The 23,348-nt window shown below is 51.8% G+C and carries 31 protein-coding genes; 3 read left to right on the forward strand and 28 right to left on the reverse strand.

Going from position 1 to position 23,348, the window contains the following annotated elements; all coding sequences use genetic code 11:
• Positions 1-256: 256 nt before the first annotated feature.
• The 21 genes from ACOYW1_RS16970 to ACOYW1_RS17070 all read right to left on the reverse strand — a co-directional run bounded on the left by ACOYW1_RS16970 (position 257) and on the right by ACOYW1_RS17070 (position 14,280).
• The gene (locus ACOYW1_RS16970; protein ID WP_482418964.1) at positions 257-550 is read right to left on the reverse strand and encodes a hypothetical protein; all 294 of its coding nucleotides are present in this window, start codon (positions 548-550) and stop codon (positions 257-259) included.
• Complete coding sequence (locus tag ACOYW1_RS16975) at positions 550-1,557, reverse strand: phage late control D family protein (RefSeq protein WP_482418965.1); 1,008 nt, start codon at positions 1,555-1,557, stop codon at positions 550-552. The genes ACOYW1_RS16970 and ACOYW1_RS16975 overlap by 1 nt, the downstream gene beginning before the upstream one ends.
• Complete coding sequence (locus tag ACOYW1_RS16980) at positions 1,554-1,748, reverse strand: tail protein X (protein WP_482418966.1); 195 nt, start codon at positions 1,746-1,748, stop codon at positions 1,554-1,556. The genes ACOYW1_RS16975 and ACOYW1_RS16980 overlap by 4 nt, the downstream gene beginning before the upstream one ends.
• Positions 1,741-3,639, reverse strand: coding sequence for a phage tail tape measure protein (locus tag ACOYW1_RS16985; RefSeq protein WP_482418967.1), 1,899 nt, complete (start codon positions 3,637-3,639; stop codon positions 1,741-1,743). The genes ACOYW1_RS16980 and ACOYW1_RS16985 overlap by 8 nt, the downstream gene beginning before the upstream one ends.
• A gap of 466 nt (positions 3,640-4,105) precedes the next feature.
• The gene (locus ACOYW1_RS16990) at positions 4,106-4,411 is read right to left on the reverse strand and encodes a phage tail assembly protein (protein WP_482418968.1); all 306 of its coding nucleotides are present in this window, start codon (positions 4,409-4,411) and stop codon (positions 4,106-4,108) included.
• A 51-nt stretch (positions 4,412-4,462) separates the two neighbouring features.
• Positions 4,463-4,981: a phage major tail tube protein gene (locus ACOYW1_RS16995; RefSeq protein WP_482418969.1), complete on the reverse strand. Its 519-nt coding sequence runs from the start codon at positions 4,979-4,981 to the stop codon at positions 4,463-4,465.
• 66 nt (positions 4,982-5,047) lie between these two features.
• Positions 5,048-6,448 (reverse strand): phage tail sheath family protein, encoded by a 1,401-nt coding sequence (locus ACOYW1_RS17000; protein ID WP_482418970.1) that lies wholly within the window; start codon positions 6,446-6,448, stop codon positions 5,048-5,050.
• Positions 6,449-6,495: 47 nt separating this feature from the next.
• Complete coding sequence (locus ACOYW1_RS17005) at positions 6,496-6,771, reverse strand: hypothetical protein (protein ID WP_482418971.1); 276 nt, start codon at positions 6,769-6,771, stop codon at positions 6,496-6,498.
• Positions 6,771-7,262: a hypothetical protein gene (locus ACOYW1_RS17010; protein WP_482418972.1), complete on the reverse strand. Its 492-nt coding sequence runs from the start codon at positions 7,260-7,262 to the stop codon at positions 6,771-6,773. Before ACOYW1_RS17010 ends, ACOYW1_RS17005 begins: the two co-directional genes overlap by 1 nt.
• Positions 7,259-7,438: a hypothetical protein gene (locus tag ACOYW1_RS17015; protein ID WP_482418973.1), complete on the reverse strand. Its 180-nt coding sequence runs from the start codon at positions 7,436-7,438 to the stop codon at positions 7,259-7,261. The genes ACOYW1_RS17010 and ACOYW1_RS17015 overlap by 4 nt, the downstream gene beginning before the upstream one ends.
• 11 nt (positions 7,439-7,449) lie before the next feature.
• A complete protein-coding gene (locus tag ACOYW1_RS17020) occupies positions 7,450-7,830 on the reverse strand; it encodes a hypothetical protein (RefSeq protein ID WP_482418974.1) in 381 nt (126 codons plus the stop codon).
• Positions 7,827-8,126 carry a hypothetical protein gene (locus tag ACOYW1_RS17025; protein WP_482418975.1) on the reverse strand — a complete coding sequence of 100 codons (300 nt, stop codon included), beginning with the start codon at positions 8,124-8,126 and terminating at the stop codon, positions 7,827-7,829. Before ACOYW1_RS17025 ends, ACOYW1_RS17020 begins: the two co-directional genes overlap by 4 nt.
• Entirely contained in the window at positions 8,123-8,653 is a 531-nt protein-coding gene (locus ACOYW1_RS17030) for a hypothetical protein (RefSeq protein WP_482418976.1), read from the reverse strand. The genes ACOYW1_RS17025 and ACOYW1_RS17030 overlap by 4 nt, the downstream gene beginning before the upstream one ends.
• On the reverse strand, positions 8,650-8,994 hold the full coding sequence (locus ACOYW1_RS17035; RefSeq protein WP_482423750.1) for a DUF5675 family protein: 345 nt from the start codon (positions 8,992-8,994) through the stop codon (positions 8,650-8,652). Before ACOYW1_RS17035 ends, ACOYW1_RS17030 begins: the two co-directional genes overlap by 4 nt.
• A 70-nt stretch (positions 8,995-9,064) precedes the next feature.
• Entirely contained in the window at positions 9,065-9,724 is a 660-nt protein-coding gene (locus tag ACOYW1_RS17040; RefSeq protein ID WP_180145650.1) for a hypothetical protein, read from the reverse strand.
• Positions 9,725-9,774: 50 nt separating this feature from the next.
• Complete coding sequence (locus tag ACOYW1_RS17045) at positions 9,775-9,972, reverse strand: DUF7210 family protein (RefSeq protein WP_482418977.1); 198 nt, start codon at positions 9,970-9,972, stop codon at positions 9,775-9,777.
• Between the two features lie 62 nt (positions 9,973-10,034).
• On the reverse strand, positions 10,035-11,039 hold the full coding sequence (locus ACOYW1_RS17050) for a major capsid protein (RefSeq protein ID WP_482418978.1): 1,005 nt from the start codon (positions 11,037-11,039) through the stop codon (positions 10,035-10,037).
• 40 nt (positions 11,040-11,079) lie between these two features.
• Positions 11,080-11,442 (reverse strand): head decoration protein, encoded by a 363-nt coding sequence (locus ACOYW1_RS17055; protein WP_482418979.1) that lies wholly within the window; start codon positions 11,440-11,442, stop codon positions 11,080-11,082.
• Positions 11,443-11,564: 122 nt separating this feature from the next.
• Positions 11,565-12,713, reverse strand: a complete 1,149-nt coding sequence (locus ACOYW1_RS17060) for a S49 family peptidase (RefSeq protein ID WP_482418980.1) — start codon at positions 12,711-12,713, stop codon at positions 11,565-11,567.
• Between the two features lie 471 nt (positions 12,714-13,184).
• Positions 13,185-13,820 (reverse strand): phage portal protein, encoded by a 636-nt coding sequence (locus ACOYW1_RS17065; protein WP_482418981.1) that lies wholly within the window; start codon positions 13,818-13,820, stop codon positions 13,185-13,187.
• 25 nt (positions 13,821-13,845) lie between these two features.
• Positions 13,846-14,280, reverse strand: coding sequence for a phage portal protein (locus ACOYW1_RS17070; protein ID WP_482418982.1), 435 nt, complete (start codon positions 14,278-14,280; stop codon positions 13,846-13,848).
• Positions 14,281-14,881: 601 nt separating this feature from the next.
• On the opposite strand from ACOYW1_RS17070, the gene ACOYW1_RS17075 reads away from it, so the two are divergent.
• The 3 genes from ACOYW1_RS17075 (at position 14,882) to ACOYW1_RS17085 (ending at position 17,039) form a co-directional block, all read left to right on the forward strand.
• Complete coding sequence (locus ACOYW1_RS17075) at positions 14,882-15,118, forward strand: metallophosphoesterase (RefSeq protein ID WP_482418983.1); 237 nt, start codon at positions 14,882-14,884, stop codon at positions 15,116-15,118.
• 632 nt (positions 15,119-15,750) lie between these two features.
• Complete coding sequence (locus ACOYW1_RS17080) at positions 15,751-16,080, forward strand: hypothetical protein (protein WP_482418984.1); 330 nt, start codon at positions 15,751-15,753, stop codon at positions 16,078-16,080.
• A gap of 683 nt (positions 16,081-16,763) precedes the next feature.
• A complete protein-coding gene (locus ACOYW1_RS17085) occupies positions 16,764-17,039 on the forward strand; it encodes an STAND family AAA ATPase (protein WP_482418985.1) in 276 nt (91 codons plus the stop codon).
• Positions 17,040-18,896: 1,857 nt separating this feature from the next.
• On the opposite strand, the gene ACOYW1_RS17090 is transcribed toward ACOYW1_RS17085, so the two are convergent.
• The 7 genes from ACOYW1_RS17090 to ACOYW1_RS17120 all read right to left on the reverse strand — a co-directional run bounded on the left by ACOYW1_RS17090 (position 18,897) and on the right by ACOYW1_RS17120 (position 23,290).
• Complete coding sequence (locus ACOYW1_RS17090) at positions 18,897-19,127, reverse strand: AAA family ATPase (RefSeq protein ID WP_482418986.1); 231 nt, start codon at positions 19,125-19,127, stop codon at positions 18,897-18,899.
• Positions 19,128-20,091: 964 nt separating this feature from the next.
• Positions 20,092-20,277, reverse strand: a complete 186-nt coding sequence (locus tag ACOYW1_RS17095; protein ID WP_482418987.1) for a helix-turn-helix domain-containing protein — start codon at positions 20,275-20,277, stop codon at positions 20,092-20,094.
• A 6-nt stretch (positions 20,278-20,283) separates the two neighbouring features.
• Positions 20,284-21,957, reverse strand: a complete 1,674-nt coding sequence (locus tag ACOYW1_RS17100) for a terminase gpA endonuclease subunit (protein ID WP_482418988.1) — start codon at positions 21,955-21,957, stop codon at positions 20,284-20,286.
• Complete coding sequence (locus tag ACOYW1_RS17105) at positions 21,902-22,210, reverse strand: hypothetical protein (protein WP_482418989.1); 309 nt, start codon at positions 22,208-22,210, stop codon at positions 21,902-21,904. The genes ACOYW1_RS17100 and ACOYW1_RS17105 overlap by 56 nt, the downstream gene beginning before the upstream one ends.
• Complete coding sequence (locus ACOYW1_RS17110; RefSeq protein WP_482418990.1) at positions 22,207-22,680, reverse strand: hypothetical protein; 474 nt, start codon at positions 22,678-22,680, stop codon at positions 22,207-22,209. The genes ACOYW1_RS17105 and ACOYW1_RS17110 overlap by 4 nt, the downstream gene beginning before the upstream one ends.
• A 149-nt stretch (positions 22,681-22,829) precedes the next feature.
• Positions 22,830-22,973 (reverse strand): hypothetical protein, encoded by a 144-nt coding sequence (locus tag ACOYW1_RS17115; protein ID WP_482418991.1) that lies wholly within the window; start codon positions 22,971-22,973, stop codon positions 22,830-22,832.
• Positions 22,970-23,290: a DNA-methyltransferase gene (locus tag ACOYW1_RS17120; protein WP_482418992.1), complete on the reverse strand. Its 321-nt coding sequence runs from the start codon at positions 23,288-23,290 to the stop codon at positions 22,970-22,972. The genes ACOYW1_RS17115 and ACOYW1_RS17120 overlap by 4 nt, the downstream gene beginning before the upstream one ends.
• Positions 23,291-23,348 lie beyond the last annotated feature (58 nt).

Here is a 23,348-nt window from a genome sequence, read left to right on the forward strand (position 1 = left end):
TGTCTGCCACGAGGGCTGCTGCGCTTGTTGCCATGATTATTTGCTCGCAATAACTGTTGTTCGATGTCGTTCCACATGGGGTTTGCCGTCGAACTTACAAATGGACTTGTCCGTGATCACCCCCGCCGCTCCCCTCCGCAATCCAGGGTCACTTTTTCCGCTTTTACCGTCACCTCCCCGCCCTTCACCGTGATGCCCAGGCTGTGCGTCTTCCTGTCGTAAGCCATGACGGAGCCATCCCCAAAGGTGATATGGGTCAGGTGGGATCCGTCTGCAGGTGGCGCGTCCACGTCGGAGTAGATCGCCCCCAGGACAAAGCCCTGTTCCAGGCCAATGGGCGGAATTGCGAGCGGACCTCTTCCCCCACGTCGGGCATGGCAAAGAACTTGTCCGTCTGGGTCCGAGGGAAGAGAACCGGCAGCTTGTGGGTGGGATGGCCATGGATCTCCACCTTCACGGATCCGCCCACCACTTCGGTCACCGTACCCACCTGGACCATGCTGTTCACCTTCTCCTCCAGGGCCTTCATGCGCTTTTCGATCTCGATCATCAGTACCCCAGCACCTTTCTCAGGCTTGCGTTTGTCTTGTAACCGGAGCCCAGGGAGTGCTTGGCCTCGTCGATAAAATAGATCCCGTCAAAAATGCCGAACCCCTCCACCTTCACATTGAGCCCGGCCAGGGCGCGGGGATTGCCCACCAGGGAGAAGCTTGCCTTCACCTCTTCCTTGTTTGCGCTCCTGAGCTCGGCCACGGCCTGGGTCTGGGCTTCGGCGATGGACTCCACCCGGCTGTTCACCACCAGGGTCTGCCCGGTTTTGGGGCTGTTCTCCGGGGTGAAGGTGTGCTCCACCAACCTCTTTTTTGTCGGGTCAAAAAACTGCACCGTGCATGCCCGGTAGATGTTGTGGGACTTGGTGTTGAACGACCAGGTCAGAATCTCGGAGGCCCCCTTTTTCAAGGTGAACACCGGGGCCTTGGCTTCAAAGATTTTCCCCTGGTAGAGAACCAGCTTCTCTTCGGCCATCTTCAGGTTGAGGCCCCGCGCCTTGCAGAGCCTTGACAAAAGAGCAAGGTCACTCTCCTTGCTCTGGGTCACCCGCTCATACGGTGCGTCCAGGTCGGCGCTGAAAAAAAGGGAGAGCCCGTGCTCTGCCGCGATGCCCCCGGCCAGTTGCTCCAGGGTGATGGCTTCCCAGACCCGTTCCTTCAACTCGTTCTTGATGGCAGTGGAGGTCATGGAGCTGATGGCTTTCATGGTCACGATGGCAGGAGGCCCGCTTGATGTGATGTCATCCACCTGAAAGGATCCGCAGGAGAGTGAAAGATCCCCCAGGTCGCCCCATGCCGAGCACTCAATCTCCGCCTTTACCCGGGAACCCTTCTCCGGAAACCAGTCTCCTGACCAAAGCCCGCCGGTGTCCTCCAGGGTGATCTGGAGATCATCGGCCTTGCCCGATGAAAAATCGGTGTAGGTCATGTTCTTTAAATAAGGTGAGATCTCTTTAGAGATGTCCTTGCCTTCAAAGTTCAGGTTCAGTCGTGCTTTTCTCATCATGATTTCCAGGGGGGTAAAACGGTTTCGGTTCTCTTCCCGTGTCCGATCAGCTCAATCCGGCGCTGAAACCACGTACTCCGATGCTCCGGGTTGGCCGCAATCAGCCGGGCCATGTGCATCTCGTTTCCCATGCGGGACAGGGCGATGGCGTCCCACATGTCGCCCTGCCGTGTGGTGTATGACTCAGCCAAACGCGCGCCTCCTGTCGTCGTGGTGAATATCCGTCATAACCTTCCGGACTCGCTCTTCGCTCTCCATCATGCTCTGATCCGCTGCCGCCTTGAATTCGGCAACGTTGGAGCCGGTGGCCGTGATATTAATTTGGGGTTTGTACTCAATAGCCGTGCTGGAACTGTTCATGGCCGCCGGGGAAACCTCTGGAAACTTCACAGGCGTCACGCCCTGGCTCTGTCTTTCAGGGAAAGGCACCACATTGTCCGGGGGCGTGGGAATGTTCCCGGCGACATTGCCCACCTTGGCGGCCTTTTCTGACGTTTCAGTCTCTTCGTCACTCCCGAAGCCAAAGAAGCGACCTCCAATTTTCATGAATTTCTTGATCTTTCCCCATATGGAGTCCACCAGCTTCTGGAAGGGTTCGAACTTCTTGTAAAGAACAGCACCAAGCCCCACCAGAACGGCCACACCGCCGACAATCAACCCGATGGGGTTGGCATTCAGGGCCACGTTTAAGGCCCATTGTGCTGCTGTCATGGCATAGGTGCCGATGGCCGCTGCCTTTTGAACTCCGGCCAGGGCTATGGTTTTCATTTTTGATAGTGTGAGATGTTTGTTGATGAGCTGATAGGCCGTCTTTGCCCTTAACAGACCTCCAGACACAAAAGTCCAGGCATACCCTGCGGCAACTGTTGCAGCAGTCAAGGCAATGGTACCGCCTGTCAGCATCCCCGCTACTTTCGTGACTGTTGGGTACTTTTCTGATGCGGCAGTAAGCTTGCGTGCAATAAAGGCAAGGGATTGAGCCGTACCTGAGATGGCAGGTGTCAGGGTGTTTCCAAAAGTTATGGCGAGGCTTTCTGATGCAGAACCAAAATTTTTAAGGGCTCCGACGGTTGTGTTGTCCATGATATTAGCAATGGACTGGGCGGTAACTTCTCCGTCTTTCACTTTTTTTGTGTATTCGGTGATGCCCTTTTTCCCTGCCTGAGAGAGCAGTTCCGTTAAACCAGACGCCGGTTCCTTGCCAAATATGGTACTGATTACATCCAACTTCTCGGCATTACCCATACCGTTTAGTGATTCGGATAGATCTGCTAAAATTTGTGCAGGCTTCCGAAGATTACCTTCCATGTTTGTGGCCTGGACACCCAACTCCCGGAGTGTACTTAGTGCTGCGGTTGACGGCGCGGAAAGCCCCAAAACCATACTTTTTAAGGTAGTGCCCCCCATGCTTCCTTTGATCCCAACGTTGGCAAGGAGCCCGGCCATGGCGGAGGTCTCTTCAAGGGACATTCCAGCTTTCGCCGCAACAGGCGCTACATACTTCATAGTCTCGCCCAGCATCTCCAGGGAGGTGTTGGAACTGGTGAAGGTCCGGGTGAGGACGTTTGAAACACGGTCCATCTCAGAGGCCTCTAAGCCAAAACCGGACATGATATCTGACGCAATATCTGATGCGACGCCAAGCTCTACGGCACCGGCCTTGGCCATGTTAAGCACGCCCGGCATAGCAGAGATGATTTGCTGACTATCAAAACCAGCCATGCCCAGATATGACATGCCCTGAGCTGCTTCACTGGCTGAGAAGGAGGTCGTTGATCCAAGTTCCCTCGCTTTTGCCGTCAAGGCCTGGAAGTCTTTGCCGGTGGCTCCGGTAAGGGATTTCACCTTAGCCATGCTTTGTTCAAAATTGGCCGCAATCATGACAGGAGCCGCCACCGTTGCTCCCAGGGCCACAGCGTCAAACAGCTGGCCCTGCATGTTGGCGCGTTTGTCCTTCACGGCCTTCTGTTTCATCATGAGCTTCTGAAGCTTGTCCTGCTTGCGTCGGGCAAGGTCGATGGACTGGGCCAGCTTCTGGTTGTGCATCACCAGCTGCCCCGTCTTGATTCCGGTAGAGGCCATCTCCCGCCGAAGCTCGGAAAGGGAGGTCCTCTGCTCCCCCAGTGACGTTTTCAGTTTCTTAGCCTTACGGTTCGCCGCGTCAAACTGGCTCTGAAGCTTCTTGGTGGGCTTTGCGGTGGCGGCCAGCTGAGCGGCAAGGGCCTTGCTCTCGTTCTGGGCCTCAAAGCCTCGCTCGTCTCCTGGATCTCCTTTTTCAGCGATCCAAACCGGTCCACCTTGGCCTTGGATTTTTCAAGCTGGCTGATCTTCTGCCCCAGTGCGCCCACCGTCTGGGACGCACTGAGCATCGATCCCTTAAACGTTGGAGCCACCGAACCGTTCAGCTTAAACGCTATGTCATATACCCGTGATCCCATCGCCTACGCCTTCTCATTCAAATCCGTGATCCATTCAAAAAGCTCGGGAAAGGGCATCTGGTAAAAGAATGCCACCCCCGTCCGGGTTGCCTTGCCCATGTCCAGGCACGCTAAGCGGATCTGCCGGGCACTTGGTCTTCCATACCGTGCAAAAAAAGCTGCACCTCCATGGCAATATTCGTGCTGTCCCTGGCCGACATGGACCGGATGGTCTCAACGGAAAGATCCGCCGCACGGGCCGCAAGGCAGTGGCAGTAGGCATGGCTCAGGGTGAGGCTCGTCATCTGGCCCCCCATGGCAAGGTACTCCCTCTCCGCCTGCGCCATGTCCTCCCCCGTGAGCCCCTCCAGGTCCAGGTTGATTGTCTTGATCTCTTTGCCTTCAAAGGTGATGGCTTTTTTCAGTTTGATTTCCATCGTGGTTTTTCCTTTTTCAAGAATGTCTACGCGTAGACATCGGTTTGATCGTTACAGCCCCAGGGCCTTGTTCACGTCAGACAGGCAGTTCACGCCGTTTACCACGTAAAGGTTGTTGAGCTTGTCGATGAGGATGTTTTCCTTCCCGTCGATCATGAGGTTAAAGCGGGTGAGTTCCAGCTCTACGCTGGAGTCGTTGCCTTCCCCCACGGCAAACTTGCCGAAGCTGGTCTTTTTGGTGGAACCCTGGCCGGAGATCCGCACGGGCATCACCTTCCGCACACCGCTTGCCGTGTCCTGGACCTGCATGGCCCCGCGCAAATCCACCACGTGGGGAACGGGCATGTTGAAGAGGTTCACGTCCTGGCTGATGGTCCGAAAGTTGATGGTCATAGCCATGGCCCCGATGTGCCCGAGGATGGGAACCGAGATCTCACCCAGGATACCGGCCCCTTTGAGGGAGGCGTTCAGGGGCTCGATGTCCGGCACGGTGACGTCCACCACGCCCATCATGTCCTTGGCGCCGCCGTAATAGAGGCGAAAGTTGGTCAATACTTCAGGGGTATTCATGCGCGCACTCCTGTGTGGGTTTAGGGATGTCTACGCGTAGACATCCAAAAACCTGTTAAGCGAAAATTAAGCGAAAAGGGTTGAAAAGTAGGCCGGGTCGTACTCCTGGATGAAGTCGATCTCCCGGGCAGGAGACGGGGGCGTCATGTAGACATGGAACCGGGAGATCCCGTCCATCATGTCCGTCACCGCGTTTTCATCGGCCTGGAACTCCACCCGCGCGCCCAGGAGAAACTGCCGGGACACCAGGCCGTCCAGCCACATCTGGGCAGAATCCCGGATGGTCTCGATGAGCCGCCGCTTTGCCGGGGCATCCACCCTGGACCAGTGGCTCAGGATCAGGGTGTTGCCCACCCAGGTGAACATCCGGCTCACTGAGATCCAGGAATCTTTGGGGTCGGTATTGGCCGGGTAGCAGGCCGTCCGGTTGCCCCAGCACTTCCACCCGCCGATGAAGTTCAGGGCCGTCACGATGCCGTTGCCGTTCAAATAATTCGCCTGCTCCGGCTGAAGCCACACCTCTTCCCCGTTAGCCACCATGGCGTCCATCTGAAAGTTGTGGTTGGAAGGCGAGGCGTAGGGGATGTCCTCGTTGTCCGCGTCCACCTTGGCCATGAGCCCGGCAAGCTGGGTGGACATGTGAAAGGTCTTCGTGCCCAGCTTCACCCTGGGCCAGCAGACCACCTGGGCCGGGTCGGTGAGGTTGTTCTGGTTCTTGTACTCCGGGGCGTCGCTGTACCGGGTCACGGTGGCGTCATCGATATCGATAATCGCCTTGCAGGAGAACAGCCCGTTGATGGTTTTGGCCTTGGCCGTCATCACCGCCGACACCGTGGAGGCCGAAGACCAGCCCGGGGCCACGATGAGCCCGGGCACCAGGCGATACTTGGGGAACACCTCGTTCACCAGCTCCAGGCCGGTGAGGGCCCCGGTTTCAGAATCCACCCCGCCCACGATATCCGCCGCCGTCACCTTGGACGGATCCGCATAGGTGTAGGTTCGATTGACGGTGGCCCCTGCCTTGATTGAGCCGGTAGGGATGCGCTTGATGGTCCCGGCAACCCGGTCCACCTCATAGTCGGTGTTCTCCACGTAGGTGGTGAGGGCTTTGTCCGAAGAGGTCACCACCACCGGCCCCAGGAGGTCCCCGTGGTCCAGCTTGATCTCGTCATCGGCAAAGGTGGCCGCGCCTTCGGCCACATCGGCCTTGTGAACCGCCGGGTCAAAGACGTTGATGAAGACAATGGGGGCCAGGGCGAACAGCGCAAAGTGGGAGTAGATGAACTCGCAAAGCGTGTACTTCTCCCAGGCGTCGGAATAGCCCAGCAGCTCCACGGCCTCTGCGTAGGTATAGGCCATGGTCACCTTGTTCACCGGCCCTGCCCCGCCCTTGGCCAGGTGCACGGGGGCCGTGCCCACCACCACCGGCAATGAGGCAGACACCCTCCGGGGCGGCGTGATGGACATGGGCATCTGCCGATGCGTCGTTTAAACACCGTGTCTGTATGTCATGATTACTTGGCTCCTTTCGCTTCGGCGTATTTCCGGGCCAGAAGGGATTCAGGGTTGTTGAGGTCGGCCATGGCCGAGGCAAGGGCCTCCACCGGAACCATGAAGCGCTTCAGCTCCATCCGCTCCTTAAAGTAGGCCGCCACCTCTTTGGGCAGGCCGTTTCGAAAGACCTGATACCGACTGATGTGCACCGGCTGCCGAACCTCCGGCCCCACATAGGCCACCTGTTCCGTTTTCTTGCCCTTTGCCGCCGTTGATGTTGTTTTCTTTGCTGCCATTAGAGACATGCCTCCACGTCTTCCGTTAATGTTTGCCGGATCCCCGAGGTCTCCCAGTGGGTGGTGATCTCGCCCTCCGCATGGGGCTGGGGTTGAAAGTACTTTGCGTCCGGATCTCCGCATTCCCAGGTCACCGGAAGTTTCAAGGTGTACAAGCCGTCTTCGGTGCGCCGCTTGGAGAGCACGATCTTCCGGCACCGGGTGAGAAGGTTCAGGATGTCGTTCACCCCGGCCTCCACCCCTTCGAAGCGGGTCATTCCGCAGAGGATCTTCACCGCCACCTCCGAGCTTTCGTCCTGGTCGGTGCCGGAGACGGCCTGAAGGATCACGTAAGGGAAATCGATCTGCCCCTGTTTTTTGGGGGGAAGCTCACCAAGAAAGATCTGGGCCGGAGCGTAAGACTCCCCGGCACCGGGAACCCGGAACCGAATCTCCTTCAGGCCATCTGCCAGAATGGCCTCCACTCCTTTGAGCAGTCCAAAGGGCATCATTTGCCCCCTTTGCTCATCAGGTAGTCCATTTCATGGTCCAGGTTCTTGGTGAACCGGGCCGCCGCAGCTCCCTGGAGTTCTTGCAAACGCCCAGTTCTGACCTGGGGCACCGCCGGGCCGTCCGGTTGCCAGAATAGGAAGCCGGTGCGCCGGCAGACCGTTTTATAAAGGCTCACGTGGCCGGACTTCATCTTTTGCACAAACCCGCCAACGCACCACCTTGCGGGTGGCCTTCACTTGAACGGTGACACCTGCCTTGGGCCGCCTCTTTGTGGGGCGTGCCGAGTACGCGCCGAACCGGTAAAGGGGTATCCGCTCGCCGGAGAAGGTGGCCGTGGCCTTCAGGCGCGCGCCCGATGCATTGGACTTCCTGAAGGTCTTCTTCACGTCGGCGGGCTTGATGTTGTAGGCCTTGCCAGCCTCCCAGGGCCGCGTCCATCTTCACCCCGGTGATGGCCCGGTTCAGGCTCTTGCGCATGGCGCCCTGGGCCTGGCCCCCGAAGGAGGTCAAAAACATCTCCGCCCGTTCCGCGTCCTTGTCGCTTATGGAAACCTGAAGAACACTCATGACTCATTCCTGTAAAAGGTCACTTCCAACAGCCCGAACTCATCCTCCACGGACTTCACCCGAAGGGCCTTCCCGTCCAGCTCCACGATTTCCTCCGGCACCGGCACGGCCACGTCACCGGAAGTCAGGGTGACGGACCGGGTGCGGATGTTCACCCCGTGGTGATCCGTGCTCGCAACCTCCCCGTCCGCCACATCCGCGTAAACCGGCTTGCCGTTCCAGAGCACGGTTGTGCCGAACTCTCCCGGGTTCACAAAGGCCGCGTTGTCCCGCGCCACCAGCTCCTGGAAATTCATGGCTTCACCTGTGACCCTTTGGCCCGGGTGCCGAACCACCAGGGAGAATACCGTCCGAAGTACCAGAGGGTCATCTTCACCACCTCCTGGTAGATGGACAGGGCCGTCCCCGCATCCAGGGCCGCAGCCCCGATTCCATCCAGCACGCCCTGAACCTCCGTGCGGGTGGCGTGCACCTGCCAGATCAGGTAGATGGTGAGGCCGGACCGGGTAAGCCCCCGGATAAAGTCCACCAGCACCAGGAGGAAGGATCCCACGGCCCCGGGTTTCACGCCTTTGGAGTAGCTGGCCGCGTCGTGGCCGAAGCTCTCCTTCATCAAAACGTCCGCCGACAGGGTAAGGGCCGTGTCCGCTTCCCGCGTGGCCGATCGGTCCCGGAACTCATACTCCTTGTCCATGGCCTCCAGATCGATGCGCCGGAGGGTCACCTCCTGCTTGTCCACCTGCCGCTGCTTGAACAGGCCGAAAAGGTTGGTCACCACAGAGCCGATAAGGCCAAAGGCCGAGCCCGTTAAAAGTTCAATCATCTGTAAAGTTCCTTGATCGTCAGTGTAAAAGGCTCTCGCTTAAGGGCCCGGTTGAAGGCAGACACCGCCATGCGAGAACAGAGCACCGCCCTTTGATCCCCCAAGATCCCGGTGTACATCCCCAGGGCCACGCACCCCAAAAGGTGTGTCCGAAACCCCTTGGTCACGTCCCCGCCGTAATTGGCCGAGTGCATCTTGATGTGGGTCCGGCCCGGCACGTCCATCACCTGGTAGCACCACCCAAACTTCGGCGAATACACCCACCGCACCTCATAGATCCCGGCAGGGATGCAGGAGAGGTTCGGCCTGTTCTCCCGCCAGGGCAGCTCCAGGGTACAGATGGTTCATCCGGTGCCATGATCACCCCGAAGGTCCCCTGGTCGCAGGTTTCCGTGCGAAGCAGAGAGAGCCTCACGCATCCCCCTTCCCGGCCAGCACCAGGCCGCAGATCTTCAGGGAGGTGGCCCGGAGCCGGTCCAGCTCCGCCGGGGACAGGTCCCGGGTCTGCCTGCAATAGTGGATCCCCACAAAGCCCACCGGGTCCCCGTCAAAGGAGAAGATCCCCACCAGATAAAAGGAGCGGACGCCCTGCTCCGCCAGGAACTGGTAAAGTCCGAAATCCCGCTCCCGAACCGTCTCAAGGTCCGGGCAGTGGATCTCCTTCATCTTCATCATCTCGGTGTTCCAGCTCGCAAAAAAGGAGTTGGGCAGGCTCTGCAAGGTCGTCATGAGGGGCGAGGCCCCCACCTGGACGCGCTCATGGGTGTTGCTGCACCGGTCAAAGTGAACCCCCACCGCGTTCTGGTTGCCATTGTGATACTGAAACACCGTGGCGCGCTCGCAATCCAGATCGATGAGGAGGCCGTCCAGGGCGTCGTTGATTTGCTTGCCCGTCTCCATCTTGCCGAACAGCTCTTTCCGAAAGCTGCTCTTCAGCCGCTCCTGGATCCGAAGCTGCCAGCCGTTTCCGGCAAACAGCCCCAGGGCCAGGGTGGCAAGCCCCACCCAGGTTCCGTGGTTGGTCATGATCTTCGAGCAGACCTCAAGGGCCTTCCAGGTTGTTGCGTCCATCTCGTTCAAGCCCTTTCGGGGGAATGTCTACGCGTAGACATGTTGCCGCCTTATTCGTCCACGTCGAGGAGCTCACACTCCTTTACCGCTACCTCAGCCATCACAGGCCCCGCCGCTTTCAGGGCGATCAGCTCATCTGCAATGTCTTCAGGTACGGTCAGCACCTCACCGGGAGGATAGTATTCGCCCTCATGTTTCACGGTTTTCAGCAGGGATATTTCTTTGAGTTTGATTTTTTTACTCGCCACAGAATGCTCCTTTGATGGCCCCCGGCAACGCTGCCGGAGGCCTGTAAATGGGATAAAAGGGTCTACAGAACGTCCGCTTCCACAACCGCTTCCGGCTCCCAGAGAACCGGCAGGGGCCGGGACTCCACCAGGTTCCACAGCACGGAAGGGTCTTTCTCTTTCCAGTTCTTGGCGAAGAACTCGCCCACCACGTTGGCGTCCAGGTCCAGGATGTTGCCGAACTCGATGCTGATCCGGGCATCGGTGGCCACCATGTAGATCTTGTCCGCCTCGATGAGCTTCTGGGGTGCCCCGGAGGCGTCGTCAAAGGAGGATCCGTACCGGTAAATCTCAATGCCGCCCAGGTTGCCCATGTAGTTGGAGGACATATCCCAGACCAGCTCGCCCACCTGAACGTGCTTGGTCCTGTCCATCCACTCGTCCTTGGGCACCTTCTTCCGGAGCCACTTGGCCGCCTCGGTGCCGCAGATCATGATGGCGGCCCCGCGCCCGAGCTTGTCCACGATCATGTCGTTCCAGGACTGAATGTCGTTCAAGGGGTCGGCATCGGCGCCCATCCATTTGGATTCCCCGGTAAGCACCACCTTGTGATCCGCAGGGATCTGGTAATCCACCTCAAAGGCAACGTTGTCCTGCTCCACGATGATCTTGCCGGTGAGGGCCTGGGCGCACATCCACTCCAGGGTGGTGAGGACCTTGTCCTTCAGCTCCTTCATGGACTTCATGATTTTGGACTGCTCCGCTTCCTCCACCGACTTCGGCCCGGAGGCATAAAAAGGCTGCCCTGCGCCGCGCTCGCCGCGAAGCTTCTTGGCGGTGAGGGGATCCTTCAAACGGATACGCGGGGTCTTCACCGAGCGCTGGGACCGGGTAGACCCGGAAACGATCTTGCCGCCCTCCACGTCCGTCACAAAGGGGGCCAGCTTCCGGCCTCCCACCGTGATGTCCACGTCAATGGTGTCCGCTTCGTTGGTGTTCCTCTCTTTAAAGATCAGGTCCTGAAGCATCCGGGGCGGGGTCTTCAACTGCTCCACCGCCCGTGTCAGTACTCTCCATGCAATTTCCATATGTTCCTCTATCCCTTATGATCAATGCCCCCCAAGGGGCCTATTTTACGTAAATACCCACGGCCTGAAGCTGGGCCACCGCCGCCGCCTTCTGAACCGCCGTGATGCCCTCGGGCCAGACCAGGCCCTCTGCCACGGCCTCCGCGTGGGCCACGATGACGCACGGCTCATCGCTTGCCTTGGCGTCCACGTCTCCGGCCAGGATGGCCATGGCCGCCTGGGTGCCGTCGGATGCCGCCGGGGCCAGCCCGGTCAGTTTCTTGTCCGCCGTCACCTGCCCCAGGACCTCACCGGCCACATACGCCCTGCCCTGCTTCAAGGTACCGGACACCGTGATAACGGGATGGTCCCCCAAAAAGGCCCGATCCTTGATCACATCCCCGTGCTTAATCATCTGCTGCATCGATCTTCTCTCCTCACGTTTAAAAGGGATTTTCCGGCTACGCCAGGGCAGCCAGGGCGGAAGCCTGCTTGTCCACATCCGTGGTGGTCAGCTTGTCGGCCCCGGCCTCGGGCCTCACCCCATCAGAGTGCGCCGACTGAAGCCCGTCCAGGATGGCCTGACAGGTTGGCCTTGTCTTTGCCGTCCGCGTCGGTCTCCTCCTGTTCGGCGGTTGCCCCGGGCGTGCCCAGCACCTGGCCGAAGGCCTCGATCTGGGCCACGGTGGCCCCACTGCTCACCAGGGCGGTGAGTTTTGTGCCCTGCTCTTCCCCCACGACGGCAGAGACGATGCCCATGATCCGCTCGGATTCCGCTTTCACCTGGTCCGTCACGTCTTTCTGGGCAGCCTCCCTGCCTTCGCTGACTGCTTTGGTGTACAAATCGGGATGTTTTGCCTGAAACTCTCCGTACTCCATGACGAAGACCTCCTCTTTCTCTTTGATTCTGGTTAAAAAGGTGTCAAAGCTCTCCTCCACGCGATCAATGAGGCCGATCTCCAGGGCCTCCTGCGCCAGGAACACTTTTCCATCGGCCATGGCGAGGGCTTTGTCTGTGGACACGCCACGGTTCCGGGCGACGTCATCAATAAAAATGGTGTAGATCTGGTTCAAAGGGTGCAGCAGGTAAGCGGTGGCCTCCTCGTCCAGGGGCTCCGAAGGGTTGCCCATGGCCTTGTATTTCCCGGCGGTAAGGTACGTCACCTTGTACCCGCCCTTCTCCTGGGCCTTGGACCGGTCCACGTGCATGGCCCGAACCCCGATGCTGCCCACCTGGGCCGTGGAAGGGGCGGCGATCTCTTTTGCCACCGAGGCAAGCCAGTAGGCCGCGCTGCACATCTGGCCGTCTGCGTAGGCGTAAATGGGTTTTTCCAGGGCCGCCCGGTGGAGAAAGTCGGAAAGCTCTTTCACGCCGTCCACGTCCCCGCCGGGGGAGCCCACCTTGAAGCAGATCGCCTTCACCCCGGAGTCCCCAAGGGCCGCCTCCACCTGCTCGCGGATTTCCGCATAAGTGCTCTCCCGCTCCAGCCAGAAGTAGTACCGGGTCCGCTCCTTCTGAAGGGCCCCCGCAACCCGGATCACCGCCACGGAGTCGATGACCTCAAGGTCCGCGCCATCCCCGTCCGCATCGGCAAACATGGAGGCATCGATCTTGCCGGATTCCACCAGGGCCACAATGGCCTCATGGGCATCCGTGGTGATGGCCCAGGGCCGTCCATGCAGTCTCTCAGGCATTGGCTGCCTCCTCTTCCTTTTCTGTCTCTTCAATCAAGGCATCTGCCGCGTCTGCCTTAGCTTTCTCACAGCTGGGGTAGGCTCCTCAGGCAAGAGCCCGGCTGAATTCTCCCTTTCCGAATCTCTCGTGCGCGTTGATCAAGCACAACGTCCACATCCTGGCCGCTTTCCGCCAGAATGCCAGCAAGTGTATTGGTATTATTTTGAAGCTCCAGGTCGTGAGCCCTTGCTGTTTAAGGGGGTCGATCTCGCCTCGTTTCGGGGGAATCCAGGTGGCCCGTGTATAGGCATGACGTGCGTCGTACCAATCAGGGGATCCGGCAGGCAGGGTGATCATGCCCCGAAGCCACGCCTCTTCCAGGACCATCTCCCAGACCTTCTGGCAAAATCGATCCACCAGCCACTTTCTGGTAAAATTCAAAAACACGCCACGCTTCCATGAGGGCCGCCCGAGCGCTGGAATAATTGGCTTTAAAAATCCTTGGCCACAACCTCATAGGGCATCCCCACAGAAACACCGATCCCCCGAAGGATCCGCTCCACAAACTCTGGGAATGTGTTACCGGGTCGGTTGGACTCCAGAACCTTGGGTTCTTCTCCTGGGTTGCCGTAGATCATTGTCCCCGCAACCACATCCTGGTGGCGTGTGAGTTCACCGGCGGCCACTTCGTTTCCGTTCATGTCACGGCCCGAAGTCGCGTCTTCTGCATTGGGGGTTTTGATAAAGACAGGAAAGCTGGCCGCCACAATGGCGCCCACCAGCTCAAAATCAAGGTAGTCGTTCAGGTCCCGGAAGAACTTCATCCCCGGTGCCAAAAGGGAGATCCCCCTCACCTGCTCATCCTCCTTCTGTATAAAGGAGTGGAACACCCCGGGCCGGTGCCCCACCCAGGCAGGAACCTGGGCAAAGCTGGCCGAAGGAAGGCTGTAGGAGGTGTAGCCGTTATCCGGATTGGCAATCCAATAAGACGAGGGTCTCCCGTTCTCACCAAAAGCCACCCCATCACGGATGCTGGTGTCCTGAGTCAAATCGGAAGGCGTATACATCCGAAGGGGATTCACACACTGCAAGGCCAAGGAAAACGTCCGGCCCGGCTCATCTATCATCACCGGGATCCGCAGAAACTCCCGTTCACCACCAAAGACTGAACCGAAAGAAACTGAATCTCCCAGAAAGCAAGCTGTCCACCGGCATCCGCTTCAGCTTCCCAAATGGAAAACGCCCACTCTGCCTGGGTCTGAAATGCTTCTGCCTGCTCTTCACTCCACCCAGCAGCTTCCAGTTGGGCCGAGACTGGGGCCGAAGCCCCGTCCCCACAACGCTCACCCCCATGCTGTCCGTGATGTTCGCCGCATGGGGATCGTTGGCCACCAAATCCTGAGCCCGAGACGCAATGGTGCTGCGCTCATAGGGCTCAGAATCCCGGTTCATCCGGGACGTCATCCAGTTGGCCAACGTACCGGAATGGCCCCCCGCCTTCCGATGCACACCGTAGGAGGTATTGGCCGCAACAGAAGACGAGGACGAAAGGGGCCGATTGTCCGGCCCATATAATAAAGGAGTCATCGAACGATCCTCCCCGTGACAAACTTCGGCCCGGCACCGGAAACAAGCTTGCTCCGCTCCTGGTCCAAAAACACCAGAGTCCGGATCTCATCAATGTCGGCACGGACAAACTCCCGCTTGCCAAGCTTATAGGATTGGTTCGCAGCTATAGCGAGGAGGGCCTGCTTGAAAGCTGCGATCTGTTCATCGAGTTCTTGTAGAGTGAAAATAGCCATGGGGGGAATATGGCATGGGGCGGGGGTGGGTGTCTGTTACGAGAGAGACGTGTGAGATGGGAGACGTGGACCCTTTATTTTGGAAAGCTACCAGAAAAATGCGAGGTAAAGTGGGGTAAGAATATTCGCTCATCATACTAACGTTTCCATACAAGGAACATCTTTCGAAAAAACAACACCTTATAACATTTATTAAAAAATTGAGCTATCCTTTACATGAATCATAGTTATGAAATATATATTATTAATAGTTCTTGGATAGTTATTTAACTTCCATAGGTAACATCCGTTAAATGAAATATTTAAAAATTTCATGGATAGTTTGAAACGCTCAAGATTTGCAGGGCTGGAGTCACAACTCTTATGCACATATAAAGGACAATGAAATGAGAATCTTGCATTTATCTGATTTGCACTACGGGAAAAGGTATCATCAAAAAATTGAAAGGATGCTGCCCAGTTTTTTGGATAAAATTGACCAAATAAATAACTGCACTAAAATCGATTTAATTGTTTTTACGGGCGATCTAATTTGGAGCGGCAATCACAATAAAGACTTTAGTGCTGTTAATGAGGTTTTTTATAAAACCAATACTCAACAAAATATCGATGAAAAAGACTAACTTCATTATTTGTCCAGGCAACCATGACATGTCGAGCAAGGATGAACTACCTGCAATCAAGGAATATATAAACAATTTTTCGGACAATAGTGCTTTAGATGATTTTATAGATAGCCATGACGCACAATTTGATCTGAGTTATAGTAACTCTGATAACTATTATAATTTCATCAAAGACTATTACCCGAAAGACGATCTAAACAAATTATTTCAGACATTTAAACGCAAAATCAACAACAAGAAAATTGGAATTGTTTCATTTCATACAGCTTGGAGGTCTTTCATTGGTGATGATTCTGGACATTTATTGATCCCTCGTAAGACGGTATATGAGGCGTCATCTTCGATAAATAAAAGTAATTTATATATATCTCTTATGCACCATTCGTTAAGCGACTTGAAGCTCTTCAATAAGTATGAAGTAAGAAGATTTAATTTACGAAAAATTTCATATAAACTTCTCAGGTCATTACCACAAAAAAACGCAAGGAATAGTATTCACGCATGATATTGGCATGCTATCCGTTTCTTCTATGGCATCAATGTCAGGGCATGATGGCAGTACGATAGGATTTTCAATAGTTGATATTGACGTCGACACATTCGACATTTCTATATTCAATTATGGATACATGAGCGATGACAATATCTTTGCTGAAAAATCAAATATAAATCACAATCTTCCAATGAACAAAAATAAGGCTAAGCAGATTAAGACGCTCAAAACTCTAAAGGAATTTCGGCATGAGGTACTTCATGAAGCAAATTCCTTACTCATAAACTATGATGAAATTGGAGAAACGAATTTTTTAGATTTTTTCAACAAGCCTGTACTAAAAAAAGAGTCATATTATGAATCAATCGAATCTCAAAGTAATCTTTCGAAAATTGAGATGCATGAGCTAAATAATTTGGATTACTATTGTATGGAAAAGATAAATTTGGAAAAACATCGTTATTAAGAAGAATGCAACTATACTTGATCGATAGTTTCATTAAAAATAAAACCATCCCAATTTATATTGATTTAAATAACTTAAAATCACTTAGCAATTATAATTTACACAAAGAAATTATCAAAATATTCCATTTAAGTAAAACCAATGCATTAAAACTGATTGAAGACTTCAACTTTCACATATTGATAGACAACTTCAATGAAACCAATGCATTTTATGGTATTGAACAACATTCATACAACAATTTCAAAGTTACCATTTAACATTAACATCTGAAGAAAACCAAGAAAGTTATATTGGTGATGTTGCGTTTTCCAGTCAACATTTCGAAGTTTTATCAATATCCTAGTTGACAAGAAAAAGAATCAGATCTCATGCGTCATGCCTTTGAAACAGTTGCGATTCTGAAAAAACACAAGAAATTATTCAAAAAGCTATCTACCATCCGGTCAAATGAATATACCTTTCAATTATTGGCACTTATCACTTTTTATATGGATACACAAAAAAGAAAACAATATTAGTATTAGTGACAATGTTGAAATGCTCACTTTGTACATAGATAAACTACTTGATAATGCTAAAGATATAGCAAGATTTGATAAAAACATTGACTATGAATTATTCAAAAAACTTTTAGCCGAACTATCGCACAAGTTACTGAGATATAAGACTAAAACTACTCAATGTCATATATTGAGCTCTTAGAGTTCATAACACTATTCAAAGAAGGAAACATTCGATTTATTACCGACGAAAAAGAAATTATTGATTATTTACTTGATAAAGGTGTCCTTAAAAAAGTTAGATCTATTAACAGATATAAATTTCGACTTAATGGAGTTATGGAGTTTTTCACAGCCACTTACATGGCTGAGCACCAAAGTTCACAGATGACATTATTGAAAGTGAAGAGTATTTCTTGGTTTTTGCTAATGAAATTGAAATCCTCGCAGGATTGAACAGAAAAAATATTGACCTTTGAAAATACACAGAAAGGTTGATGAAGGTTTAAGGTGAATCAAACAGACATTACAAACAAAACCCAGACGATTTTCTAAAAGATAAAATAAAAGATTCTAATTATTTAGCGAAGAAAATCTCAGAAATAAATATGAACCAACAGGTTGCCATCCCTTTAGACGAACAAGATGCTCTCTTGTATGACATAAGTCCAGTTCAAGATTTTAATGAAGATGTAAAAGTAAAAGCAACCGTTTCATTTGAGAAAGGATACAGCTTATCCCAATTAGATAAACATGTATTCATTCTATACGTGCATTTCGAGGCCTATCATTAATTGATGATTCTAAACAAATGAATGAGACATTTGAACTCATTATCACATCCTATATAAATATTGGCTTCGAATTTTTTAATGAAATAGATTTTTTTGCAGAAAAAGCGAAAAAGCTATTGAGAAAAGAATGGTCAATTTATTAACATCATTCATCCCTATAGCGACACAAATGATGATTTCTGAAGCATTATTACACAAAACATTAACTCGATTTATAGAAAAACAAACAATTGAAACTGAGAAAAATATAGAAGAGAATCAATACAAGTTAATGATTCTTTATTTTATGATTCTGGATATCGATTTAAAAAACAATCTCACTATCATCGATAAAATTAAGACAATATCTCCATGTTATCATTAAAAAATATCAGCATAATAAAATTAATCTACTTAGCATTATTTAAGTCCAACGGAGATACAAAAATAGAGGAAAAGTTAAAAAGAACTGTTGTTGATTTACAACTAACTCTAAACCCACATGCCGACAAAAGCCAATTGATTCAAACAATTGAAAAGAAGCTTTTATCGAAGCCTTAAGGTAAATTGAATGGGGTTGTGGCTTGACACTTTACACAACCCCGTTTCATTGTTTTTTGCATTGTCATCAGCTAATGAGTCCTTTATTTCTTCAGTAGCCCATCTTTTACAATCACAATGCGTAATTTTCCATATACATGCACCTGAGCAGACTCAAACACTCCATTCTCCCACGCTACCTATGTATGGGGTTCTGTTCCATCCCGTTTAGCGGCGTGGAATCAATTTCTTGAAGATCTCTTATACCGCAGCACCGCCCTAAGATATTCAAGAAAAGGTGTTTCACCTTCCCCTAATAATTTTTGCTTAGATTAATTAAGTATTCTTTTTTTCAGTTTTCCAAAACAAATGATTCATATCTATAAAAGTAATATAAAATGTATTTTTATCATATAGTTCTTTCGTTTCTTGGTGTGGGGTTCCGTGAAGATTTGCGGGGACAGTAAATCCAACAAGACGAGGCTTGTTACCAAGGCTGAAACTTCACCCGAGCAAACTTGGTGGGGCACATGCTTTGGGTGGACGAAATCTGATTTTAATGGAAACTTACCATACATGACAAGTTTTTGTTCCACTCCCTAATAAGACAAAGGCTGCTTACTAAATTCTTTTAAAGAATTTAACAAATCGTGCAATTGCTTTTCCGTCAAATCTTGGAAGTTCTGGCTACTTTTTGTCCAGGATCAAAATATGAAAAATTATACTTGGATTCAATCGTCAAATTATCAAGTCTATAGTCAAGACTTGCTCGATCCATTTTTTTGAGAGCATCGTTTTTCCGACTGTTTTGAAACCTTGATTTTTTGCTCATACTCTTGAACTCCGCCAATTTTACCAGCATTGTATATCGGCGTTAGTGGTCTATCATTTCTGACAATATCCCCCGGAATTTCATCTAAGCGGTAGGCATAACTTTCACTATTTCGTTTATTAACCAACATCGACACGGTATTTTTTCATATCTTCAATAATACTATAATTATGTGTAGAAAAAATGATTGACCGTTATGGGGCTATCTGTCTCTTCGCTATCAAATAATTTTATTAATGTAGGTAGGATATGAGGATGAAGGTTTATGTCAAACTCATCAAGAATCAACACACCACCATACTGCAAAACCACTTGATAATAGGGCAAAATCATGAACAGTTCTTGAGTACCACTCGATTGACTCATATATGCTGGAATGTCGAGTTTTCTTTTGCTCATCCGTATCTACGTTCTAACAATGGAAAATAAAAGTCTTCGTCTTCTTCAGTTTTCCCTTTGTGTTTTGTTATCTTTTCTATACCAACATCAGCTTCTTTGATTATATTTAACGTAAAATCAAATGAGTCCGGAAATTTTTATAGAACTCTGATATTTTACTATGGTTCGTCGGTATTTCCTTCCGACCATATGAAATGACATTGCTCACCATACTATGGAAAAAAGAATATATTGGATCAATACACTCGAAATCATACTGATTAGCAGTGCTAATAATTGAAGCATTAGATCTCAGTTTAATTGTTCGCAAATCAGAAAATTCTTTTATGCAGTACTCTAACTTATCATTGAGCCTTTTAAACAATGGATTTAATCGTTTAACTTTTCGGTAAATAATCTCGGATAGTACCTCATTTTCATTGAGTACAACTTCATAATTATACTCTACCCCGTCAATCAAAAAATTACAGAACAATTCAACAGGTTCATCATTGTTAAAAAAAAAGATCTTATGGGTATATTATCATCAGGCTTAAAATTAAATGAATCGGAACAAAAATGCTTGAAAAATGATATAATTTTCAACATATTTGTTTTCCCTGAACCATTCGCACCTTTAATACAGATCAGATTAGATACAGGTTTATTCTTTGATATTTCTACCGGGCACTTGACCGGTAACTCAAAAGAAACCTCTACCCCTTCCTTAAAGGAAAAACAATTTTTTCCACCATATTTTAAAAGCATAATCCCCTCTCAAAAAATAATTAATCTATCTATATATAAATTAAGCCTCGAATAAATCCAAGCCTAATATGTAATACGCGACAGATTTGTCGAATTCCCACATTAACGCGACAACCGCACTAACTAAGACATCGTACCATAACATACTTGATATAAAGAACTTACACCCTAAAATCTCCAGTCATATGGTAATGATATTAAATGTTAAAAACTTCAATTAGCCCGCCTCCTCCTTCCGCCTCTCCACAAACTCCTCCACACTCCGCTCAATCACCCTCAAGCCTCGCCGATTCCCGGTGTAATACCCTTTGATTTCCCCTGCCTCTAGAAGCCTGTACGCATGAGCCCGTGAACAAGAGATCATCTCTGCCGCTTCCATTACATTCACCGTTCGTTCAATCATCGCTCGTTACCTCTTGTTGTACCAGCTGGGCCGGTTTCGATTTCCTGTGATTCTTTGTCGGACGTCCTGGGCCTCTTGCTTGGGGGCCGGTTTTGGTTTGGGTGCGTCTTTCTTCTTTTCTTCGACCTTTGATAGGAACCGGATGCTCGGCATCCAGGACGAATCGGCGCAAGCTGCCGCATACACCTCGCAGTCCAGTAAATGGTTCGCTCGTCCGCCGATCTGTTGCCAGCTCACCTTTCTGGTCTTCTTGTCCCGGCGCTTCTCTTCAGCAAGAAACTGCTTAGCGTAATTTACGTCTGTCTCGGAATGCAGGTAGAATCTTTGCTTGTCGGCTTTTCGTCCTGTTTTAGGGTCGGCTTCTTTATTGCCAAGGCGGACGTGTAGCAGCTCCTTTAGGTTCTGTGTATCTAAGAATCTGAGCTCCAAGCCTCCTGGGATGGGCTTGCTGCTTCGAGGCAGCTTGTCCATAACCTTCATATGCACATTTTGAAGTTGCTTTTTTGATGAGCCCTTGATTCCGAAGATCACGCCCCGACTGTTGTCCCTCAGCCATTCGTAGGCCTCTTCCGTTCGGGACCAAGTATCATCGCTGTTTATGCCGCCACCGGTATCGAGGGCAGCCCGAAAGATCCCCATGGTGTTCTGCGAGTCCTGGACCGGATACCGTGTGTTAAAGACAAGATCTTCAACGGCATCCCAATCAGAGAGGGTCCCGTACTGGATGAGCCAGCTTGTGAGATCCTTGTCCCAGGCCCTGACCACAAAATAGAAGTTGGTCTTCTGCATATCGATGCCGCACGTGAGGGCTATGGCTTCTTTGGGCACGAGGCCAGGTGGGATGTCTGTCTTGTGGGAAAGCAATTCATCTTCATCGGCAGTGGACATAAGCGGCTTATGGGAAACAGCCTTGTGCTGAGTGTCGAAGGCCATCATTTTACGCGGTTCCTTAAGCCCTTTGAGGAAGGCAGCAGCCACTTCGGAAAAACTCACAAAGGGTGAGTACCAGGAGGGGAGGTGGTAGCCCACGGAGACAGCCCGGGATATCTCTTTTCTGACTCTATCGCCCGTTTTTGACAGCCCGGTTCCGATCGTGTCGTCCCAATCCATCCCACACTTTGTGCAGGTGTACCGGGCCGACTTCTTCCTGACGACGGTTCGCGGATCCGCTTGGGAGCCCTTGGGCCAGTGAATGCTTCCGAATTCCATCTTTTGGAAGGTCCCGCAAATAGGGCAAAGGGCCTCGTAAAAATACCAGAGCTCCACCTCCTCTTTCATGAGCCTGTCGAACCCATCGTCATGGTCAGCAGGGGTGGAAAAGTAGAGGATCTTCTTGGTAAAGGGGTAGACGTTGGTCCTCACCTCGCCCAGGCTGAACGGATCTGCTTCTTTACCGGAGAACTCCGGGTACTTTCCCGGCTCATCAAAGAAGAGATACCGGATGGATTCCGAAGCCAATACAGCGGGAGAGGTGGCCCAGGCCATAAGAATATCCATGCCGTTGGTGAAGCTGATGGAGTAGGTCGATACATCATCAGCCCGTTTGCTGAACAAGTCAGCAGTCCTGGGTGTGGACTTGAGCGCCGGGATGATTTGCCGCCGGTTGATCTTCTTGACGGACTTTTCATCGGGCATCACGTACATGGCCGGGCCGGGATCCTGGTCCACGGCGTACTCCATGCAGTTGATGGCCACCTGGTGCTCTGCCCGTCTGAGGGGCGAAGCACAAAAAGATCTTCTGCACCCAGGGAAGGTTCCAGGCGTCCATGGGCTCCACCAGGTAATGGGTGAGATCGTTGGTCCACTGCCCAGGTGCCGACCCCTTGGTCACCCGCCGGTATTTTTCTGCCCACTGAGAAACGGTGAGCTTCTCTTTCGCCTTGAAGATCTGGCGCTCCCCTTCGGTAAATGTAATTGTGTTCATCGTTGTCATGCCTCGCCCTCCTCGATCTCTTGAATATCCTCCTTCATTTCAACCCGTGGGACCTGCCATTTCTTCGGTTCTGAATACCGTCCGAAGAAAGCCTCCGCCTGATCAAGGCAATAATCCACCAGATCTGAGGTTTTGTCCGTACAGCCATCCACCCGCTTGACCATCTCTCCTGCCTTAGATCGGAAAAAGGTCTCCAGGTCGTTTCGGAAGATGGACGCCCTGGCGGCCAGCTCCCCGTTGAACAGATCCCGGTCGATGTACTGGCCGGACTCCACCAGGGTCTTCATTTCCCAGTGCTTGGCCTGGGCTTTCGCCTTTCTGGTTTCAGCTTCCAGCTTTTCTTTCTGGAGCTGGCCCGCCTCTTCCGCCGGGCTGGTGCCGTCTTGTCTCTTCAGGTGAAGGGCTGCGTATTTTTCCACGTCCTTGATGTGGAACACCCCGTCCACCGCTTTTAATTTCCCCTCTTTCAAATGCCCGTAGACACTTGACTTTGAAACCTTCCACCCCTTATCGTTTAGATACTCTGTTACGGCTAACGGGTTTGATAGTGTTGGAGTCGACATCTCTTCCGGCCCTTTTTTCTGTTGGCCGAGGTCATGCAAAGCTTTGTTGATCTGGTTTAAGGTACGGACATTTTCGGCGGTGGCTTCCTGCGCCACCGGAGCTGGGCCTGCTGCTTTGCTTTAAGCAGCACCTTGAAATCCCGGTCGCTCAGCTCCCCTGCAATGTCGTTGATATCTCGCGTGTCTTTTTGTTCCGTCAAATCCGTACAACCTCAGCTTTTTTTCCGGTGAATTCTTCCCAACGATTTACAATGACCTGGCAGTAATGGGTTCCCAGTTCCATGGTGCGGCATCGTCTGCCGGTACGTTCACATGCTATGAGGGTTGAACCGGAGCCGCCGAAGCAATCCAGGACAATTTCACCCCGCTTTGATGAGTTCCGAATGGCTCGCTCGATGAGGGCAACCGGCTTCATGGTGGGGTGGTCGCTGCTTTTCAGCGGCTTGGCAACGTTCCATATGGAGGTGAGCGCATCATCCCCCTGGAAAAGAAGCTCATAATCAGGAACCCGAACCACGATGTGCTGGATTCCATCCGTGAACGTTAAATCTACTGGCCGTCTTCCTCTTTTTCGA

Source organism: Desulfoluna sp. CYM3A (genome assembly GCF_056829965.1).

Excerpts from the sequence above, each read along its gene's own strand:
- ACOYW1_RS16970 (WP_482418964.1), bottom strand. The coding sequence starts at position 550 with ATGATCGAGATCGAAAAGCGCATGAAGGCCCTGGAGGAGAAGGTGAAC.
- ACOYW1_RS17030 (WP_482418976.1), bottom strand. The coding sequence starts at position 8,653 with ATGATTGAACTTTTAACGGGCTCGGCCTTTGGCCTTATCGGCTCTGTG.
- ACOYW1_RS17085 (WP_482418985.1), top strand. The coding sequence starts at position 16,764 with ATGTCATATATTGAGCTCTTAGAGTTCATAACACTATTCAAAGAAGGA.
- ACOYW1_RS17025 (WP_482418975.1), bottom strand. The coding sequence starts at position 8,126 with ATGAATTTCCAGGAGCTGGTGGCGCGGGACAACGCGGCCTTTGTGAAC.
- ACOYW1_RS17005 (WP_482418971.1), bottom strand. The coding sequence starts at position 6,771 with ATGGCAGCAAAGAAAACAACATCAACGGCGGCAAAGGGCAAGAAAACG.
- ACOYW1_RS16995 (WP_482418969.1), bottom strand. The coding sequence starts at position 4,981 with ATGAATACCCCTGAAGTATTGACCAACTTTCGCCTCTATTACGGCGGC.
- ACOYW1_RS17105 (WP_482418989.1), bottom strand. The coding sequence starts at position 22,210 with ATGACAACGATGAACACAATTACATTTACCGAAGGGGAGCGCCAGATC.
- ACOYW1_RS17095 (WP_482418987.1), bottom strand. The coding sequence starts at position 20,277 with ATGATTGAACGAACGGTGAATGTAATGGAAGCGGCAGAGATGATCTCT.
- ACOYW1_RS17055 (WP_482418979.1), bottom strand. The coding sequence starts at position 11,442 with ATGCAGCAGATGATTAAGCACGGGGATGTGATCAAGGATCGGGCCTTT.
- ACOYW1_RS16990 (WP_482418968.1), bottom strand. The coding sequence starts at position 4,411 with ATGGAAATCAAACTGAAAAAAGCCATCACCTTTGAAGGCAAAGAGATC.
- ACOYW1_RS17100 (WP_482418988.1), bottom strand. The coding sequence starts at position 21,957 with ATGGAGTACGCCGTGGACCAGGATCCCGGCCCGGCCATGTACGTGATG.
- ACOYW1_RS17065 (WP_482418981.1), bottom strand. The coding sequence starts at position 13,820 with ATGATAGATGAGCCGGGCCGGACGTTTTCCTTGGCCTTGCAGTGTGTG.
- ACOYW1_RS16975 (WP_482418965.1), bottom strand. The coding sequence starts at position 1,557 with ATGATGAGAAAAGCACGACTGAACCTGAACTTTGAAGGCAAGGACATC.
- ACOYW1_RS17090 (WP_482418986.1), bottom strand. The coding sequence starts at position 19,127 with ATGAGCAAAAGAAAACTCGACATTCCAGCATATATGAGTCAATCGAGT.
- ACOYW1_RS17070 (WP_482418982.1), bottom strand. The coding sequence starts at position 14,280 with ATGACTCCTTTATTATATGGGCCGGACAATCGGCCCCTTTCGTCCTCG.
- ACOYW1_RS17075 (WP_482418983.1), top strand. The coding sequence starts at position 14,882 with ATGAGAATCTTGCATTTATCTGATTTGCACTACGGGAAAAGGTATCAT.
- ACOYW1_RS17020 (WP_482418974.1), bottom strand. The coding sequence starts at position 7,830 with ATGAGTGTTCTTCAGGTTTCCATAAGCGACAAGGACGCGGAACGGGCG.
- ACOYW1_RS16985 (WP_482418967.1), bottom strand. The coding sequence starts at position 3,639 with ATGGCCTCTACCGGAATCAAGACGGGGCAGCTGGTGATGCACAACCAG.
- ACOYW1_RS17060 (WP_482418980.1), bottom strand. The coding sequence starts at position 12,713 with ATGCCTGAGAGACTGCATGGACGGCCCTGGGCCATCACCACGGATGCC.
- ACOYW1_RS17040 (WP_180145650.1), bottom strand. The coding sequence starts at position 9,724 with ATGGACGCAACAACCTGGAAGGCCCTTGAGGTCTGCTCGAAGATCATG.
- ACOYW1_RS17080 (WP_482418984.1), top strand. The coding sequence starts at position 15,751 with ATGAGCGATGACAATATCTTTGCTGAAAAATCAAATATAAATCACAAT.
- ACOYW1_RS17000 (WP_482418970.1), bottom strand. The coding sequence starts at position 6,448 with ATGTCCATCACGCCGCCCCGGAGGGTGTCTGCCTCATTGCCGGTGGTG.
- ACOYW1_RS17010 (WP_482418972.1), bottom strand. The coding sequence starts at position 7,262 with ATGATGCCCTTTGGACTGCTCAAAGGAGTGGAGGCCATTCTGGCAGAT.
- ACOYW1_RS17050 (WP_482418978.1), bottom strand. The coding sequence starts at position 11,039 with ATGGAAATTGCATGGAGAGTACTGACACGGGCGGTGGAGCAGTTGAAG.